This window comes from Xanthomonas translucens pv. undulosa (genome assembly GCF_017301775.1).
GTDB classification, from domain to species: Bacteria; Pseudomonadota; Gammaproteobacteria; order Xanthomonadales; family Xanthomonadaceae; genus Xanthomonas_A; species Xanthomonas_A translucens.
In genome coordinates, this window is sequence record NZ_CP063993.1 from 3,614,990 (window position 1) to 3,632,473 (window position 17,484).

Annotated in this window: 13 protein-coding genes and 1 pseudogene; 4 read left to right on the plus strand and 10 right to left on the minus strand. The window is 65.1% G+C overall.

Features of this window, described 5'->3' with window-relative positions:
* The first annotated feature begins 115 nt into the window (after positions 1 to 115).
* From ISN38_RS15375 to ISN38_RS15385, 3 genes are all read left to right on the plus strand, one after another.
* Positions 116 to 325: a ribbon-helix-helix domain-containing protein gene (locus ISN38_RS15375; protein ID WP_003467622.1), complete on the plus strand. Its 210-nt coding sequence runs from the start codon at positions 116 to 118 to the stop codon at positions 323 to 325.
* Between the two features lie 106 nt (positions 326 to 431).
* A complete protein-coding gene (locus tag ISN38_RS15380; protein WP_003467624.1) occupies positions 432 to 638 on the plus strand; it encodes a hypothetical protein in 207 nt (68 codons plus the stop codon).
* A 74-nt stretch (positions 639 to 712) separates the two neighbouring features.
* Positions 713 to 1,999, plus strand: coding sequence for an O-acetylhomoserine aminocarboxypropyltransferase/cysteine synthase family protein (locus ISN38_RS15385; protein ID WP_003467625.1), 1,287 nt, complete (start codon positions 713 to 715; stop codon positions 1,997 to 1,999).
* A 197-nt stretch (positions 2,000 to 2,196) separates the two neighbouring features.
* Here the strand turns inward: ISN38_RS15385 and ISN38_RS15390 are convergent, their stop codons facing one another.
* The 9 genes and pseudogenes from ISN38_RS15390 to ybaL all read right to left on the minus strand — a co-directional run bounded on the left by ISN38_RS15390 (position 2,197) and on the right by ybaL (position 14,652).
* A complete protein-coding gene (locus ISN38_RS15390) occupies positions 2,197 to 2,508 on the minus strand; it encodes a PsiF family protein (RefSeq protein WP_003467626.1) in 312 nt (103 codons plus the stop codon).
* Positions 2,509 to 2,678: 170 nt separating this feature from the next.
* Positions 2,679 to 3,875, minus strand: coding sequence for a type III PLP-dependent enzyme (locus ISN38_RS15395; protein WP_003467627.1), 1,197 nt, complete (start codon positions 3,873 to 3,875; stop codon positions 2,679 to 2,681).
* The gene (locus ISN38_RS15400; RefSeq protein WP_058362168.1) at positions 3,872 to 5,647 is read right to left on the minus strand and encodes an IucA/IucC family protein; all 1,776 of its coding nucleotides are present in this window, start codon (positions 5,645 to 5,647) and stop codon (positions 3,872 to 3,874) included. Before ISN38_RS15400 ends, ISN38_RS15395 begins: the two co-directional genes overlap by 4 nt.
* The gene (locus tag ISN38_RS15405; RefSeq protein WP_399507525.1) at positions 5,625 to 6,806 is read right to left on the minus strand and encodes an MFS transporter; all 1,182 of its coding nucleotides are present in this window, start codon (positions 6,804 to 6,806) and stop codon (positions 5,625 to 5,627) included. The genes ISN38_RS15400 and ISN38_RS15405 overlap by 23 nt, the downstream gene beginning before the upstream one ends.
* Positions 6,803 to 8,686, minus strand: coding sequence for an IucA/IucC family protein (locus ISN38_RS15410; protein ID WP_047325173.1), 1,884 nt, complete (start codon positions 8,684 to 8,686; stop codon positions 6,803 to 6,805). The genes ISN38_RS15405 and ISN38_RS15410 overlap by 4 nt, the downstream gene beginning before the upstream one ends.
* Positions 8,683 to 9,930, minus strand: a complete 1,248-nt coding sequence (locus ISN38_RS15415) for an ATP-grasp domain-containing protein (RefSeq protein WP_047325172.1) — start codon at positions 9,928 to 9,930, stop codon at positions 8,683 to 8,685. Before ISN38_RS15415 ends, ISN38_RS15410 begins: the two co-directional genes overlap by 4 nt.
* A 9-nt stretch (positions 9,931 to 9,939) precedes the next feature.
* Entirely contained in the window at positions 9,940 to 12,060 is a 2,121-nt protein-coding gene (locus ISN38_RS15420) for a TonB-dependent receptor family protein (protein ID WP_206712223.1), read from the minus strand.
* A 28-nt stretch (positions 12,061 to 12,088) separates the two neighbouring features.
* Positions 12,089 to 12,794 (minus strand): annotated as a pseudogene (locus ISN38_RS15425) (aldolase/citrate lyase family protein).
* Between the two features lie 178 nt (positions 12,795 to 12,972).
* Positions 12,973 to 14,652 (minus strand): YbaL family putative K(+) efflux transporter, encoded by a 1,680-nt coding sequence (gene ybaL, locus ISN38_RS15430; protein WP_003467641.1) that lies wholly within the window; start codon positions 14,650 to 14,652, stop codon positions 12,973 to 12,975.
* A gap of 570 nt (positions 14,653 to 15,222) precedes the next feature.
* On the opposite strand from ybaL, the gene ISN38_RS15435 reads away from it, so the two are divergent.
* Positions 15,223 to 16,737, plus strand: coding sequence for an MASE1 domain-containing protein (locus ISN38_RS15435; protein ID WP_080627644.1), 1,515 nt, complete (start codon positions 15,223 to 15,225; stop codon positions 16,735 to 16,737).
* On the opposite strand, the gene ISN38_RS15440 is transcribed toward ISN38_RS15435, so the two are convergent.
* Entirely contained in the window at positions 16,727 to 17,164 is a 438-nt protein-coding gene (locus ISN38_RS15440; RefSeq protein ID WP_003467645.1) for a hypothetical protein, read from the minus strand. The genes ISN38_RS15435 and ISN38_RS15440 overlap by 11 nt on opposite strands.
* Positions 17,165 to 17,484: the final 320 nt, after the last annotated feature.

Sequence of the window (17,484 nt, forward strand, 5' to 3'; positions counted from 1 at the left end):
GCCTCGGGTCCTGAACCGGGGATGGATCCGGCGGCCAGCTTGGTCAGGGGGTTACGGCGATATTTTGAGGATATTTGATGTATATCTCCCTCATTCAACGATCCGGGAGGCTGCCATGTCCGTCCGCCTGAATCTGACACTTTCCGACGATCTCAACAACGCCATCGACCAGGCTGCCCAGGAATCCCAGCAGAGCAAAAGCGAGATCCTGCGCAAGGCGTTGCAGCTCTACCTGGCCGCCCGTGACGGCACCAAACAGGGGCGCAAGATCTGTCTGGTGAATCCGGACACCCGCCAGCTCGAAACCGAGATCATCGGTTTATGAGCAACATTGACCTGAACAACCCGCCGAGCGGGCACAGTTTCAATGTCAATGTTGAAAGAACGAAACCGAGGCCGAACGCGCGGTCCGCCTCACCAAGGACCTCCTGTTGTTCTTGTTCGCCTCGGTGTTCATCGGCGCGATCGGCTGGCGCTGCCTGACGGCGCTGCTTGATACGACGGGCAGGGTGTTGTCCGATGACAAGACATGGGCGATGTCGTTCCTGACCGAAGTAGGCGGTGCACTGGTCGGCTATCTAGTGCGCAAACGGCGTCATGCGCTCTTGGGTCGCAGCGTCACTGGCCTCAAGGCATAGGCTTATAACCAGCCGTTAGCAGGCGCCCCCTCGATCGCCGCTATCGTTTCGGCTCCTGTTGCCGAGACCCGCCCATGTCCGACCCGAACTGGAAGCTGGAAACCATCGCCGTGCATGGCGGCTACCGTCCCGATCCGACCACGCGCGCGGTGGCGGTGCCGATCTACCAGACCGTGGCCTACGCCTTCGACGACACCCAGCACGGCGCCGACCTGTTCGACCTGAAGGTGCAGGGCAATATCTACAGCCGCATCATGAATCCCACCACCGATGTGCTGGAACAGCGCATCGCCGCGCTGGAAGGTGGCATCGGCGCGCTGGCGGTGGCGTCCGGGCAGGCCGCGGTGACCTATGCGATCCAGACCATCGCCGAGGCCGGCGACAACATCGTGTCCTCCAGCGCGCTGTACGGCGGCACCTACAACCTGTTCGCGCACACGCTGCCGCTGTCGGGCATCGAAACCCGTTTCGCCGACTACCGCGATCCGGACGCCTTCGCCGGGCTGATCGACGCGCGCACCAAGGCGATCTTCGTCGAATCGATCGGCAATCCGCGCGGCAACGTCACCGATCTGGAAGCGGTGGCCAAGGTGGCGCACGCGCACGGCGTGCCGCTGATCGTCGACAACACCGTGCCCACGCCGTACCTGCTGCGGCCGATCGAGTTCGGCGCCGACATCGTGGTGCATTCGCTGACCAAGTACCTGGGCGGGCACGGCACCAGCCTGGGCGGGGCGATCGTGGACTCTGGCAAGTTCCCGTGGGCGGCGCATGCGCAGCGTTTCCGCCGCCTCAACGAACCGGACGTCAGCTACCACGGCGTGGTCTACACCGAGGCGCTGGGCGCGGCCGCCTACATCGGCCGCGCGCGGGTGGTGCCGTTGCGCAACACCGGTGCGGCGCTGTCGCCGTTCAACGCGTTCCAACTCCTGCAGGGTATCGAGACGCTGCCGCTGCGCATGGACCGGATCAACCAGAACACGCTGGCGGTGGCCAGGCATCTGCACGCCGAGGCCAAGGTGGAATGGGTCAACTACGCCGGCCTGCCCGAGCATCCGGACCATGCGCTGGCGCAGAAGTACCTGCGCGGACAGGGCTCGGGCGTGCTCACCTTCGGCCTGCGCGGCGGCCGCGCCGCCGGCGCGCGCTTCCTCGACGCGCTGCAGCTGTTCACCCGGCTGGTGAACATCGGTGATGCAAAATCTTTGGCCACCCATCCGGCCTCGACCACGCACCGCCAGCTGTCGGCGCAGGAACTGGAGCGCAGCGGGGTCAGCGAGGACACGGTGCGGCTGTCGGTCGGCATCGAGCACATCGACGACCTGCTCGCCGACCTGCGCCAGGCGCTGGCGAAGGCCTGAGCGCGCCACTTCTGGGCGCACTCCCCCAGGCCGTGGCGGCCTGGGCGCTGCGGCCGCGAGCGCACATGCGGCACCGGTCGAGGCCGCGGCGCGATGCCGCCGTCCCGAGCGGCGTGCTCTGCAACGGCTGACAGGCGCTGGGCGCTGCCCGCACAGGGCAGCGCCAGGTCAGGGCGGCATCGCGCGGGGCAGGCCGATTACTGCTTCTTCAGACAGCCGCTCATGAAGGTCTTGCGCGCATCGCCTTGCAGCTTCTGCGTGGCGGCCTGCGCATTGCAGTCCTTCATCCGCTGCTGCGACGCATTGACCGGCGCCGGCGCGCGGTTGCCGCTGAGGCAGGCCTTCTGCGCGGCCTTGTACGCGTCGCCCTGCTTGCCCTTGTTCTGGGCCGAGCACTTGGCCATCAACGATTGCTGCGCGGTCTGTGGCGTGGCTGCGGCGTCGGCCATCAGCGGGGCCGCGCTCAGGCTCAGCAGCAGGCAGACGGCGAGAGAGAGGGAACGGGTCATGGCGGTGATCCAGGCGGGTGGTGCGCGCATCCTGCGCCTGTGGATCTGACCGAACCGTGACGCACTCTGCTCATCGCGTTGCACGATGCGCCGCTGCATTCCCTGTACTTGGGCGATCCCGAAGCCGCATTGCGTGCCGATCTCTGCGTGCCGGTGCAGCGCGACGGCCGCTAGCCCGCAGCGTCCACGTACAGCATCTGCGGCGGCGGGTGCATCAGGAACTGCTGGTGCGAGATGTTCCAGGCGTAGGCGCCGGCGAGCGGGAACGCCAGGCAGTCGCCCGGCGCCAGGGCCGCGACCGGTTGCGCGCGCGCCAGCACGTCCTTGGGCGTGCACAACTGGCCGACCAGGGTCACCCGCGTGTCGCGCAACACCGACGGTTGCGTGCCGCGCAGCACCAGGAACGGATGATCGTGGCCTTGCGCGGCGGGAGTGCGGAAGTGATGGGTGCCGCCGCGGCCGATGGCGAAAAATTCACCATGGCTGCGCTTGATGTCGAGCACCTCCATCAAATACCAGCCGCAGGCGGCGCTGACGTAGCGGCCCGGCTCCAGGCGCAGGCGCAGGCTGTCGCCGTGCGCGTTCAGCAGCGCCGGCAGGCCGGCGCAGAACCCGGTCCAGTCGAACGACGCCGCCGCATCGGCGTAGTTCACGCCGAAGCCGCCACCAGCGTTCACCGTCAGCGGACCCAGTGCGTAGGCCTGGCGCCAGCCCTGCACGGTCTGCAGATAGCTGGCGATCAGGCGCAGCTGCGCCTGTGCGTCGCACTGGTGCGACATCAGGTGGAAGTGGAAGCCGGCCAGCTGCAGCACCGGGGCGTCGCGCAGCAGGCGCATGGCCGCCTCCAGGTCCAGCGCGTCCAGCCCGAACGGCGACGGCCGCCCGCCCATCATCAGGCGCGTGTCGCGCATGCCGGGCACGGCGATGTTCATGCGCAGGAACAGCGGCACGCGGCGCCCGGCGTGCGCGGCGATGCGCGCCAGCCGCTGCAGTTCGCCCAGGCTCTCCACGTGCAGCGTGCACGCAGGCAATGACACGGCCAGCTGCAGTTCGGCGTCGAGCTTGCCGGGTCCGCCGAACAATAGGGGCCGGCCCGGTTGATGTTGGTGCAGCCACTGCAGTTCGCCGCCGGACGCGGCCTCGAAACCGTCCACCGATGGCGCCAGCGTGCGCAGCAACGGCGGCTCGGCATTGGCCTTGGCCGCGTAGTACAGCTCGCAATCGGCTGGCAGCTGGGTGCGCATGGCAGTGGCGTGGCGGCGCAATGCGGCCAGGTCGTAGACGTAGGCGCACAGCGGCCCGTCGCCGCGCTCGCGCAACTGCGTCAGCGCGCTCGCCAGCGGTGCCGGATCGATGCGCAGGCTCATGCCGCGGCCTGCCGCTGCGCCGGCAGCGCGATCGGGTTGGGCAGCAGGGTGTAGTCGGCATGGCGGTCGGCGCGTTGCAGCAGGCGCAGGCGCAGGTTGTTCTTGGCCGGCAGCGGCGCGCCGTCGAGCAGCGCCTGCAGCGCCGGTTGCTTACCGTGGCGCTGCTGCCAGGCCTGGGCGATGGTGCCGACGATCCGCCACAGCTGGCGCTCGCGGCGCTCGTGGCCGTCGGCCAGATGGAAGATCGCCTCGGCCAGGTTGTTGACCAGCGCGCAGTAGGCGATCCGGTTCCAGCCCTGTTCGGCGCTGTAGTACAGCGACTGCCGCGCGGTCTCCGACATGCCGTGCAGGCGCGCAGCCGGCCAGCGCGCCGGCAGCAGCTTGGTCCCTTCCAGGTCGCGGATCCAGACCCGCGCCGGCAGGCCGTCCACGCTGCCGATCACGGTGTTCTGCAGATGCGGTTCGAGCGCGATGCCGTAGTCGAACCAGGCGCTCCAGACCCCATCGAGCAACAGGCGTGCATAGGCATTGAACCAGGCCGCGGTGGCCGCATCCAGGTTGCCGTAGCGTCGTGCCAACGCCTGCAGCGGTGCCGCGCAGGCGGCATCGCCGCGCGCATCGCGGGTGAACAGTGCGCCGGCCACCTGCGGTTGGAAACGCACGCGTTGCGCTGCCGGGATCGCCTGCCGGTAGAGCATGCCGAAGCTTTCGCCAAGCGTGCGGCAGGCCTGCGCATCGCCATCCAGCGCGGAGAAATCCAGGTCGGTGGCGGCTGGCTCCAGCAATACCTGGAAGCCCGGCACGCGCTTGGCCAGTGCGCGCCAGACCGGCGCCAGCAGGCGGGTCAGCGCGACCGCGCTTTCCAGTTCGTACCAGGCGTTCTTGCGCACGCAGTTGGTCAGGCGCACGTGCACCGACAGCTTGAGGAAGTAATCCAGCTCGGCGTGGTACAGCGTGCGCACCGACGAGGTCGGGCGCAGCGCCAGTCCGCGTTCGCCCAGCGGTTCGATCCAGCCGTGCGCCTGCGCCTGGCGCAGCAGCGGGTGCGCGAGCACGCGCTCGGCCTCCCACGGATGGCACGGATACAGGTCCGCTGCACCGCCGGCCTGCGCCAGCGTGGCGCGCACGTCCTGGCCCTGGGCGCGGTACAAGCGCGGGTCGATGCGGAACCAGAACAACTGGAACTGGCTGCGCGCTTCCGGCGCACAGGCCAGCACCTGCGCCAGCGGCACGCCTTCGCGGCTCTTCGGCGTCGGATGCAGCGCGTGTCCCCAAAGCATGGCTTGCTCCGCCTCGATCAATGCATCACCGCATGCGACCGCATTGTCAACGTCGGCCTGCTTGGCAAGACGCAGTAGCTGCGCGGTGATCGCGACGCTGTTCTGGCTTTGCGCAAGCAGTTCGGCGTTGAAACCACATTCAGGCGCCAGCCGTTCCAGCAGGAAATGGGCCATGGTATTGGCATCGGCGCAACGCCAGGGACTGCCAGGGCTTTTCAGATAGGGCGCGGACTGATATTCGCAGCGGCCTAGAATGCTGGTACGGACGACGCGCGCGCAGATCAGATAGCCGGCTTCGGCGAACCGGATGCGTAGTAGCTGTTGCCGCTCGCCGTGGAGCAGCGCGGCGGGAGCGTCCAGGCCGCGGTAATTGAAGTCAGCCTGCTCGCGTGGTAGCGCGAATTCACGCAGGTAGCAGTTCAGCCAGCAGGAAATCGCCTGCGCTTGTGCCTGTGCCTCATGCCACTGATCACGTATGCCGTGCTGGAACATATCCTGGCCTTTTGTTGATGAGAAAAACAAAGGCTGCGACGATCAGTGCGCCAATACCCGCCAGCGTTGACGCAACAAATGGCATGGCTGGTCCATAGCGCTGCATCAGGACACCGGCGATAACGCCGCCAAGCGTTCCTGACCATTTGCCGCAGGCGTCGAATACGCCAAACAGGCGACCGGTTGCCCCTTGTTTGGCGCACTCGCTGATGGCCCGATTCAAGCCAATGATCGTCAGGGTCATGCCGACACCGTACAAAACCCGCACCGGCAGCAGCGGGCCTGCATGCTTGAGCCATGCCTGGCAAAGGCTTGCGCCTGTCAGTACAGCCAGTCCGCCCAGTAGCGCCCAGTGCGAAAGCACTAGTTTTCCCGGTTTCAGCCAGGGCATCAGGATCAGGTAGACCAAGTGCGGCAGGCTATAAATCAGTCCAGCCATGCTGTCATCGGCAATCCCCAGGGTCCGGCAATAGACCAAAAAGTAGGGGAACGTGATGACCACGGAAAAGTAGTAGAGAAATTGGATGCTCAGCAGTCCCCACAGCCGGGCGCCATGGCGTTGATCCGGCTTGGCCGCGGACCGAGCATCGGCCGCACCGGGTGTGCCGGCGACTGAATCGGGCGGAAGCTGGATGGCCAGCAGCAATCCCAGTAAGGGGAGCGCGGCCAAATAGGTATACAGGCCTTGTGCAAGTCCCCGATCGGTGGCGAGGCCCAGCAGTGCCGGCGCCGTGACCATCGCAAGACGCGCAGAAAACTGGGTCCAGTCCAGCGAGCGAGAGAGTGCAGGCCCCTGCACTTGCGTAGACAGGTAGGCATTGGCGGCCGCCAGCGAGCCGCCGCAGCCACCCTGGATAATCAGCGCGAGGATGAACACCGGCAGGTTCGGAGCCAGGCCGGCCAGCGCAAAGCCGAATGCCAGTCCCAGCAGGGCGCGCACCAGCGACAGTTTGCGGCCGTACCGATCAGCCAGGCGCCCCCACGTGGCGGCAGTGAGCGCCGTGCAGATGGTGGGTAGCACATACAGCACACCGACCAGCCACTCGGGCGAATGTGGCGCCAGTTGCGCCAGAACCCTGGGCATGAAGAGCGGCATGCCCAGGGCGGTGAACGCCGCCAGATAATGAGCGGCCAGGACGCTGCGCAGGACGCGCATCAGCGAACGCCGCCTTGACGTCGCCGTCGAGCGCTTTGCGTCCGACGCGCACCCACCATGAAATTTGGCGCGCTGTTGCCGTAGAACTTCTGGATGTCGGTCGCGCCGGTGGCGTCCTTGCTGAGCAGGCTGCCGGCACTGAGCAGATACTTCACCGGCAATCTTGGCGCGTCGAACAGGTGCCAGGCCGGGCGGGTGTCAATGCCTTCATCCTGCAAATTTTGCAGGATCGCGACTATGCCCTGGCGTAATGCGCCCAGCATCGGCGCGTGCAGGGCGGGATTCGCTTCGGCGACGCACTCCAGCACCGCGAGCAGGTTGAGTTGAAGGGTGATGGTGCAGAACATCTGCCCCAGGGCGGTGTCGTCCGGCACAAGGATGCGTTGATTGTGCAGCGGTCCGAAGGCCTCTGCCTCAGGCAACTGGTTGTGCAGGCGCTGCCTGTACACGCGCCCGGCATCGTTATCCTTCATCAGCAGGCGCGGTGCCGCGTCATCGCGGTAAATAATGACGGTGTTCTGTTGATTGGCTTCCAGCGCGACGCCATATGCCAGCCACAGGCGCAAATGCACGTCGCATAGAAGATCGAGATACTGCCGCCACCAAGCGAGCACATCCCCGGCATAAAAACGATCGGCCAGATGCAGCGAAAACGCACGCCCATCCGGCATCGGCGCGCATAGTGCGGCGACGGGTACCAGCGTGCTTCGCTCGGTCATGGATGGATAGACGCGCAGCAAATACGACAAATGAAGGCTGTCGGCGACGTGCCCGAAGTGCGCTTCATCCACGTGAACATAGCGGTCGTGTAAAGCAGGGGCGCTGGCACGGATCGCGTTCAGGACGCGTTGAAACCAGAAGCCGTCGTAAAGCGAGGAAGGGCGCATAAGGCGCAGGCTCAATGCGCCAAGCGTAAACATCAGCAGCGGCAGTTTCAGGTGCTGGGTCGGATGGTCGAGGGGGATCACCGTGCGCACCGAAAGGCTCGGGCGTACGCGCAGGTAGGTGGACTGCGCGCGCAACGTGCCATCGGGCAGGGCGAACTCGTCCAGCCGCGGCCACGTCATCGGATGCACCGGGAATGCGGCATGGCTGCTTTCCAGCGCGGCGTCGAAACCCAGCTCGCGCAGGCGCGGCCAGAAGTCCGGCACGGGTGTGGATACCGTGGCCTGGTCACGCGGCACGGCCAGCCAGTGCAACTCGAAAGAGGGATTGTACTCGGGCGCGTAAGCGCGCAGAGCGGCTTCATCGAATCCGGTCTTTGCGCGCGCCGTCGGATAGAACGGATGGTCGCGATAGCTGGCCAGTTGATCGGCCAGCAGCAGGCGTTCGCTCCACTGCGGGTGATCAAGCACTTGCGCCAGACGCTCGGCATTTAACGCGAACGCCGAGCGGGCCAATGTACGGTGCTTTACCGCCAGGGCGGCTTCCTTGACATACTGTTCGTGCAGGATCCGGGTTTTTTCATCCCGTCCCTCGGCAAGCAGTGCCAGCCACGCCTGCGCGCCAAATTCGAGCTGTACACCCTGTGCCGTTCGACGCAGCCAGCCATCGCTGAGCGCCGCCACAGGCTGCATATGGTCGCTGCGCCGAACGGGTAACCAGATCGGCCCGCCGGGCCAGTGCAGTACCTGCCACCACAGCTCCGCTTGCTGGCCAACGAGCGCTGGCCAGATGGTATCCAGCGGCAATGGCGGTGCCGACGCATACCCCTGGCTGGCGATGGCATGCAGGTCTTCACGCAGGCAGCAGTCGATAATGCGCTGGGTGATATAGGCGCTGTCTGCATCGCCATCGACCTGGAAGATGCCGAAGTTGCCGACGTCCGATCCGATCGCGGGGGTTTGCTTCGGGCTCCATTTCCTCGTGTCCGATTCAGTCATGCGTATAGCTCGGCCGGCTGGCGAGTGCTCGACTGGATCTGCCAATGCAAGTGCGATTCCATGGCCGTGAACGTATCCAGCAGGCTTTTCTGATCGTCGGCGACGACGCTCAGGACACCGAGGTAGTCCTTGTTGGAGTGACTCAAGCGAATGTCATCGCCGGATCGCCGCAAGCTGCGGTAGACCGCATAGGCGTGTGGCGTTTTCTCGATCAGTGATTCACTGGCCTGAAGCAACGGCCCTTCGCGATCGGCGACGTAAAAACGCAACATCGCCTGTCGGGGCGTCGCCAGTTCGCGCTCTATTGCGGTCCGGTCCAACGGTTCTCCCAGATGCAGGCGCAAAATCCAGTCGAACCAGTGGCCGCCAAGCAAGCGATCAAGCATGAACTCGCAGCCGTCGCCAATGCTCCGGTAATTGATCTCGATCAGCACGGGGCCATATTCGGTCAGTGCAAATTCGCTATGGCACACGCCGAAATTGACGCCAAGCGCGAGCACTTGCGCCAGCGCCTGCTGGTAGTGGCGTTGACAGATCGGGCCGTTCCAGACCGACTCCAGTTCGACGAAATGCGGCGGGTCCGACAGGCGCGTATCGAAGCCGCCGACAACGCATGCCTGGTGCCCGTCACCCAGCGTTTCTAGGCTGAACAGCGGGCCGTCAAGAAACCCCTCCAGTAGCACAACACCATTGGGGAATCGACTCCAGAACGATTGCGTATAGGCATGCAGTTCATCCCGCGAAGCACACATCTGGACATCCAGTCCCGAGACGCCTTCGCGTGGTTTGGCCACTAGCGGAAAGACGGCGTCTGCCGGCACCGGTTGGCCTGCCGCCAGCGTATGAAACCAGGGCGTCGGCAATCCCAGTTCGCGCAATCGTTCGCGCATGGCGGCCTTGTTCTTGGCCGCATAGCATACGCGCCAGTCTTTACCAGGCAAGTCGAAACACTGCGCCACCAGCGCAGCGGAGGTCTGTAGGTGATCGCTGTTGGATAACACAGCCCGTGGCCGGATTCCTGCGCCGTACAACGCGTCGATCACGCTGAGGGGGCTGAATACGTCGCACTCGATAATTTTCTGCGGCGCGCAGGCCGGCTCACGCGCGAAATATTCGAGGTGATCGATACGGTGGTCGGTGAGCAAAACGACCGGCAAATTCAGCCGATGCGCAGCGGGTAGAAAGCCCTCGACAACGGCCGCGTGGCGGATGTGGGCAAGAATGACGAGTGGTTTCGCCGACATGGGCATTCCTCAGAAAGTCAGTTCGAGGCCGAGCGTGGCGGTGCGCTCGGGCGCGGGCTCGCGCCCCCACGGACTGGTATCGATCCCGCGATACCAGTAGTGGCGATTGAACAGGTTGTTCACCGCCAGCGAGCCTTTCAGGACGCTACTGCCACGCTTCGTCAGCGTGCGGGTGATCTGCGTGTTCGCGACCCAGTAGGCGGGCAATGCGCCGGCCGTGGCGATGGCGTTTTCGCGCTGGGTATTGGCGGCATCGCTGAAGGCGCCGCTGAAGTAGTAGCCGTTGAGCGCGAGCACGGTGTCGCCGAGTGCGTAGGTGGCGCCGAGAGTCACCTGGTTGCGCGAGGTATACGGCACCCGGAATCCCATGTACTTCCCTGATTTCTGCGCCGCGTCCAGATAGGAATAGCCGGCGTCGAACTTCAGATCACGCAGGAATGCCGGGCTCCATTCCAGCTGCACTTCGACACCCTGGTTGCGGGTTTTGCCGAGGTTCGAGTAGCTGGCAGTGGTGCTGTTGTATTGAATCTGGTTGTCGAAATCGATGCGATAGAGATCGACGCTGATGCTGGTGGTTGCGGTGGGCGTGTAGCGCGTGCCGACTTCGTAATTCCAGGAAAGCTCCGACTCCAGATTGTTGCCGTAGACGATCATCGTGATCTGCGGCGGACGCAGCGAGCGCTGCGCGTCGGCATGGAAATACCATTGGCTGTCGGCTTGATAGCCGACGGTGATTCCGGGAAGAAGATCGCGGATATCGTTGGAGTAGCGCTTGCCCGAGGTGCGATCCGTGAAGTCCGAATCAAGATGCTCGTAACGCACGCCTGGAGTGACCATCAGTCGGTCGTCGTAAAAGCCGATGCTATTGCTCGCGAAGGCAGCGAACGCGCGGTTATGGAATTGCCAGTCGCGAAACCGCGTGTAAGCGCCGTTGTCCAGCTCTGTGGCCTGCGCGAGGTACCCGATGTGTTCGCGTTCGAGGCGCGTGCCGATGGTCCATAGCTGGGTGACCCCGCCTGAGTTCGCGTGCAGGGCGAATTGTGGCTGGGTGCCGTAGACGTCGAAGCTGCGCGGTCCGTCGTTGTACAACTGTGGCGGCAGATCGGGACGGAATGATTCGGCCGATGCCAGGCGCGACCCGAACATGAAGTTGCGCTCGGAGGTCCAGTCGAAATTCGTCCACGAAAAGTGCGCGTCGTCAAAAGGCCCCCACGCACCCAGGTTCTGCTTGTAAACCAGCGATGCGCGCGTTGTGCGACCGGTGAAATCATCCAGCGGTCGCGTGGACTGGCGCGGGTTGCGCTCGTAGTCGGCGGCCGACAGGGCCCCGGCCAGGTTCATGTCGGCAACGTAACGCTCCACGCTGGCTTTGAGTATTTTGTCGTCCGCCAGCCACCATTCGGCACGCCAGCGAAAGTTCTTCACGTCGGTGTCGCTGTGATCCCGCCAGTACTGTCCCTTGAGCCAGTCGGCATCCAGCTGCATACCAAAATTCGCGGTCAGGTAGCCGCCGGTACTGAAATAGGTATCGCGCAGGAATTTGCCGTCGCCGCCGGCGGTGATTCTTTCGCCCAGCGTGGTGGTCCAGTTTTCCGGAATGGGCTTGCTGATCAGATTTATGACGCCGCCGACATTGTTGGGACCGTATTGCACCGCCGCGCCACCGCGCACGATGTCGATGCGATCAATCTGGTTGAGTGTCACCGGGAACAGTGAGAGGCTGGTCTGGCCATACGGTGCCAATGACAGTGGAATGCCGTCCATCAAGACCTGCACGCGCCCGCTGCGGCTTTCGTACAGCCCGCGCACCATGATCTGGGGCAGCACGCCGGTTCCGGTTTCATCTAGGATTTTCACTCCAGGCACGTGCTGGAGCGCGTCGTCAATCGAGCGGTTGGCGCCATTGGCGAGCTGGTCATGGCTGATCACCTGCCGGCTGCCGGCGTAATGTTGCACGTCCTGGGCGGTAGAACGGCCGAGCAGGCCGTGTTGCACGTGCACGGTGTCGAGCTGGTGAACCCGCGCCGCAGCGCTTTGCGCCTCCTGCGTCTCTTGTGCCATGGCCGCGAACGGTACGAGCAGTGCTGCCGCGACCGAGATGGTCAGCAGGGATTGTGGAAACGAAGCGATCAAGGAAATGACTCCAGGGAACGAAAAATCAACGTGGACGCAGGTCGGTGGCGGGCTGGCCCAGCGCGGCCTGCAACAGTGCGCGGTCCTCGCTGGCGAATAGCCGTTGCAGGTTCGGCTGCGCCAGCCAGCATTGGCGCCGTGCCGGGTCGCGCGGATTGGGGCAGCACGGCATGCTGGCGGTGGCGCGGGCCGCGGTGATCGCCAACACCTGCGTCCACCCCTGCGGGCCGACGTTCAGGTTCAGCGCGCCTTCCATGACCAGCGACACGCCGTATGGTTCCAGGATCTGCGGCAGCGCACGCACCGCGGCCGCGCTTTGTCGCATCGGCACCACGCGCAACGCCGTGCCGCGTGCATTCAACGCAGTCGGCCAGCGCGACGCTGCCGAAGCCGGTGACGCGGCCGCCGCAGATGCCGCGCCGGCCGTGCGGCGGAAAATGCGCGGCCGCGACCGCGCGTTCGGCCTGCTCGGCGCTCTCCAGCCCGGGCGGCAACACGCCGCGCGCGCTGGCATCGAGCACCCGGCCGATCAGCTTGGCGTCGACCTGGGGCACGCGTACCCAGGCCTCGCAGTCGCCCAGTTCGCAGGCGTGGAGGGCGTGTTCCAGTTCCGCCGGCGAGCGCAGTACGTGCTCCAGGTCGAGCACCACGAAGTCGTCGCCGAGGTGGCCGAACATCTCGCACAGCAGCGGGCTGGGCACCGAATTGAACAACCCGATCTTGCAAGCCATAGGGGGAGGCGAGCGGGGCTGGAGGAGGGGCTGCAATCCTGCCTTAAACGATAATGATTATCAAGTCGGTTGGGGTGCCGCCACTGCATTCGCGTCGATGCTTTTGTGCGCGGCGACACCTGGGCAGGCTTCCGCGGCTGCCGCCGTGCGCTTCCTTGCGCGTGGCTACCGCGTGGCTTCAGCCCGGCGCGGTACGCATGGCGCGGTATGGCGGCGTCGCCATCACCATCTCGGCCAGCGAATAGGCCAGTTCGCGTTCGGCCATCACCGTGCCGTCGGCGCCGTGCTCGAGCAGATGCTTGACCTCGGCATCGCTGTGCGCGCGGGCCAGCAGGGTCAGCCCCGGATTCAGCGCGCGCAGCTTGGCCAGGGCCTCGCCTGCCTCCAGTGGCTGCGGGATCGCCAGGATCGCGATCTTGGCCTTTTCCGGATGCGCCTCGGCCAGCACCCGGTCGGCGGCGGCGCTGCCGCGGATGCCGGGAATGCCGTCGGCATGCGCGCGTTCCACATGCTCGCGGTTGTCGTCGATCACCAGCACCGGCACGCCGCGTTCGCGCAGCACCGCGGCCAGGGTGCTGCCGACCCGTCCGTAGCCGATCACGATCGCGTGGTCGACCAGGTCCAGCGACGGCCCCGGCGGCAGTTCCGTCTCCAGCGTCACCGGCGCTTCCACCGCCTGCCGGGCCTGCCAGCGGTCCAGCCAGGTGAACAGCAGCGGGTTGGCGATGATCGACAGCAGCGCGCCGGCCAGGATCAGGTCGCGCCCGGTCTCGGGCAGGATCGCCAGGCTGACGCCGAGCCCGGCCAGGATGAAGGAGAATTCGCCGATCTGCGCCAGGCTGGTGGAGATGGTCAGGGCGATGCCGGCGGGATGGCCGAACGCGCGCACGATCACGAACGCGGCCAGCGACTTGCCCACGGTGATGGTCAGGAACGTGGCCAGCACCTGCCAGGGATGCTCGAGCAGGATGTGCGGGTCGAACAGCATGCCCACCGAGACGAAGAACAGCACGGCGAACGCATCGCGCAGCGGTAGCGAATCGCTGGCCGCCTTGTGGCTGAGTTCCGATTCCTTCAGCAGCATGCCGGCGAAGAACGCGCCCAGGGCGAACGAGACCCCGAACAGGGTGGCCGAGCCGAACGCCACGCCCAGCGCGATCGCCAGCACCGACAGCGTGAACAGCTCGCGCGAGCCGGTCGCGGCGACCTTCTCCAGCACCCACGGGATCGCGCGGCGGCCGACCACCAGCATCACCACCACGAACGCGGCCATCTTCAGCAGGGTGATGCCCAGCGCGCCGAGGATCGCGCCGGTACCGGCGCCCCTGCCGCCTAGCGCGTCGGCCAACGCCGGCAGCAGCACCAGCGCCAGCACCATCACCAGATCCTCGACGATCAGCCAGCCCACCGCGATGCGCCCGCGCTGGGTTTCCAGCAGGCGCCGTTCCTCCATTGCGCGCAGCAGCACCACGGTGCTGGCCACCGACAACGCCAGGCCGAACACCAGCCCGTGCAGGGTCGGCCAGCCCATGCTCCAGGCCAGCCCCCAGCCGAGCAGGGTGGCCACCGCGATCTGCGCCAGCGCACCGGGGATCGCGATCCACTTCACTTCCATCAGGTCTTCGAGCGAGAAATGCAGGCCGACCCCGAACATCAGCAGCATCACCCCCAGTTCCGACAACTGGTTGGCCAGCGCCTGGTCGGCGACGAAGCCGGGAGTGAACGGACCGACGCAGATGCCGGCCACCAGATAGCCGACCAATGGCGACAGCTTGATCCGGTGGGCGAGGGTGCCGAGCACGAAGGCGAGGGCGAGTCCGACCGCGATGATGTCGATGAGACTGGTGTCGTGATGCATGCAGATTCGCGGAACAAGATTGCAAGGAGTGTCGCCGATGCGGCTTTTGTCGGCAAATCCGCCGCATCGGCCGAGGCATGGGATGGCGCTTTTCGCGGGTTTCGCGTTGGCGCCCGCTGCGGGCGTTGCAGTGCGCACGGCGAGGCGCTGCCGGACCCAGGGCTGCGCACGGCGAGCGGGCGCTGCGGCACACATGGATCGCGTTCCCATTGCCGTGCCCCGGCGTGCTGCGCCCAGCGACGGCGGTGCCGTCCGATTGCGGTAAAGCCGCGCCGCTCCGACAAAAGGCCGGCACTGCGCCGCCTTAGCCGATGCGATGAGCGGCTGAGGCCCGCCGGCTCAACATCGGCGCCACTCTCACGAGTGCGTGATACGCAAAACCGGGCAAAATCTGGCGACCCCGGTGCCAGGCCGAATGAGAAGCGTGTCCCAGCATTCCTGCGATCCCCGCAAACCCCCGCCGCGCAATGCGTTGCCGCCGTATTGCGCTGGGCAAACTGTCTACTGTGCGGGTTCGCGCCGTGCTGTATGTTTGCGCCAATTGGGCATCCTGCCAAGGATCAAGGTGGCATGGCTACACTGAAAAAAATCGCTGGCGGCATCCTTCTGAGTGCGGCTTATTGCGCGCTCTACATGTTCGTGTGGCGCTGGTCGGTTGACCAATGGTTCCTGCCGGCCGGCTTGCGCGCGGCGGCATTGCTGTTCCTGCCCTATCGGCTTTGGCCCTATGTGTTCTTGGGCGATGCTGTTGCTTTGCTGACGATGCGTGTGCCGATGGCCAACCACGACGGGGTCAGCGAGGTATGGGCGTACCTGAGCCCGTTCCTGGTGGCGCCGGTGTTCGCTTTACTACCATGGGCGTTCCGCAGTCGTTTTATCGCTTCGTCGGCGGTGCAGCGCTGGTTACCGTTGCTGACGGTGGGCCTGGCGTTGTGGGGCCTGCTGGTCAACAAGGCTGTCAACGCCATGCTGGACGGGCCTGCTGCCTTCGTCACCCTGGAAACCAGCGTCAGGTACTGGATCGGCAGCTATCTGGGTATTTTGATGTTCATCTTGCCGGCATTGCTGTGGTTGTGCCGCAAGACAGATCGATTCATGCCGAGCAAGCTGTTACGCGACTCCGCGATCGCGGTCCTGGCGGTGTCGGGCATCTTCGTGCTGGCCATGGAGACGTCGGGTCTGATGCACCAGTTCGTTCTGCTGATGCTGTTGGTGCCGGGCGCTTGGCTCACCCTGTGCTACGGCTGGCGCGGCTCGGCGGTCGGCGTGGTGCTGGCCAACCTGGCCGTTGCAATGTCGCTGCCGCGGGTGAACTACCCGGGCGCCTACGACCAGCAGGGATTCGACGTACAGATGCTGATCGCCGTTGCGGCGACGATGCTGTTCGTGCTCGGCTCGAAGATTTCCAGCGCTTTTCGCCAGGCGCGGCACTTCGGCTACGCCGAGCAGCAGGCGCTTCAGGTGGCGCAGGCCAGCTATATGTCGGCCGAGCGCACGCTGCGCAACCGGGTGATCGAGTACACCGATATCCATACCCACCTCAACAAGCTGCACCGCGATATCGCCTCCTCGCTGAAGGAGCGCGGCCACTACGCTGCGGCCATGGAAGTGAACCGCACCGGGGTGATCCAGACGCAGCTGATGGACGATTACGTCGCCGCGCTGTATCCGTTGGATATCGAAACCCATGGACTTTACGGCGCCTTGAGTTCCGTCGCCTTCGCCAACGCCTGCGACACCGAAGTGGAGACGCGGCTGCGCGGCGAGTCGCTGCAGCTGTCGATGGGCCTGCAACTGGCGGCGTATCGCTGCGTGCTCAACGCGATGGAGGTGCTGCCGCGCGGCGGCCGGCATCTGATCACGGCGCGCGTGTGGAAAGCGCGTGGCCGGCGTGGCCTGGCGGTGTCGATCGCCGCCGATCCTGAACTGCTGCTCGGCACGGACGCGAGCAGGGACGTGGAAGAGATCGAGTGGGAGCTGGCGAGCCGGCTGAAAGCTCATGACGGCACCTGTCGGCGCCGCCATGAGTTGAAGATCAGCTTCCTCGTCTCCGAGCCGTCGCAGCTGCGCGGCGTTACTTCTTGATGGTGACGGTCCAGGCGTCGCCGGTTGGGCTGCTGGATTTCTGCACCGTGAAGTAGCGCGCGTCGTAGACCACGCTGCCGCGGCGGTGGTCGAATGCATCGACGATGCTGACCCGATCCACGTCCTTGCCCATCGGCGTCACCCAGGCGGTGTTTTCGATACGTCCGATCGCGCCACGCACCTGCCCATTCGGATCGTTCATCTGCAGATAGGTCACCCCGTTGCGCTCGAACTGGTAGATGCTTACAGTCGGGTTGGTCGATAGGTTGATTGCGGCCGGTACGCTTTCACCAAAGCCTTGTCTGGCAATCGTGCTGCTGCCGCCCCCGGTGGGGCAGCAGGTCTGCGCATGAGCGGCGGTGGCAGACAGCGAGCACAGCAAGGCTCCCGACGCCAGCGCCGCGATTTTCGAAATATTCCATTCCATAGCGTTTCCTTCCCCTGCTAAGGGTCTAATAGCCTGCCGTTCAGGCGATTCCACCTTACGCGAGTCGCAGCGGTCAGCTGTTGACAAATATGGGATGAATACACGCAGTTTCGCGATATTTCATTAGATGTTTTTGTCGATCATGAAACTGTCTACCTAAGTGACTTCCGTTGGCTGTTTCGCTGTGCTAAGCGGTTCGAATTAATCGCCAGGCACCGGCGGTATTGCCCTGCGATTGCCGCCTGCACGCGCTGCGCGGCGTACAAAAAAGCCCCGGCGGGCCGGGGCTTTTTCCGTGCACGGCGTAGGCCGTATTGGCT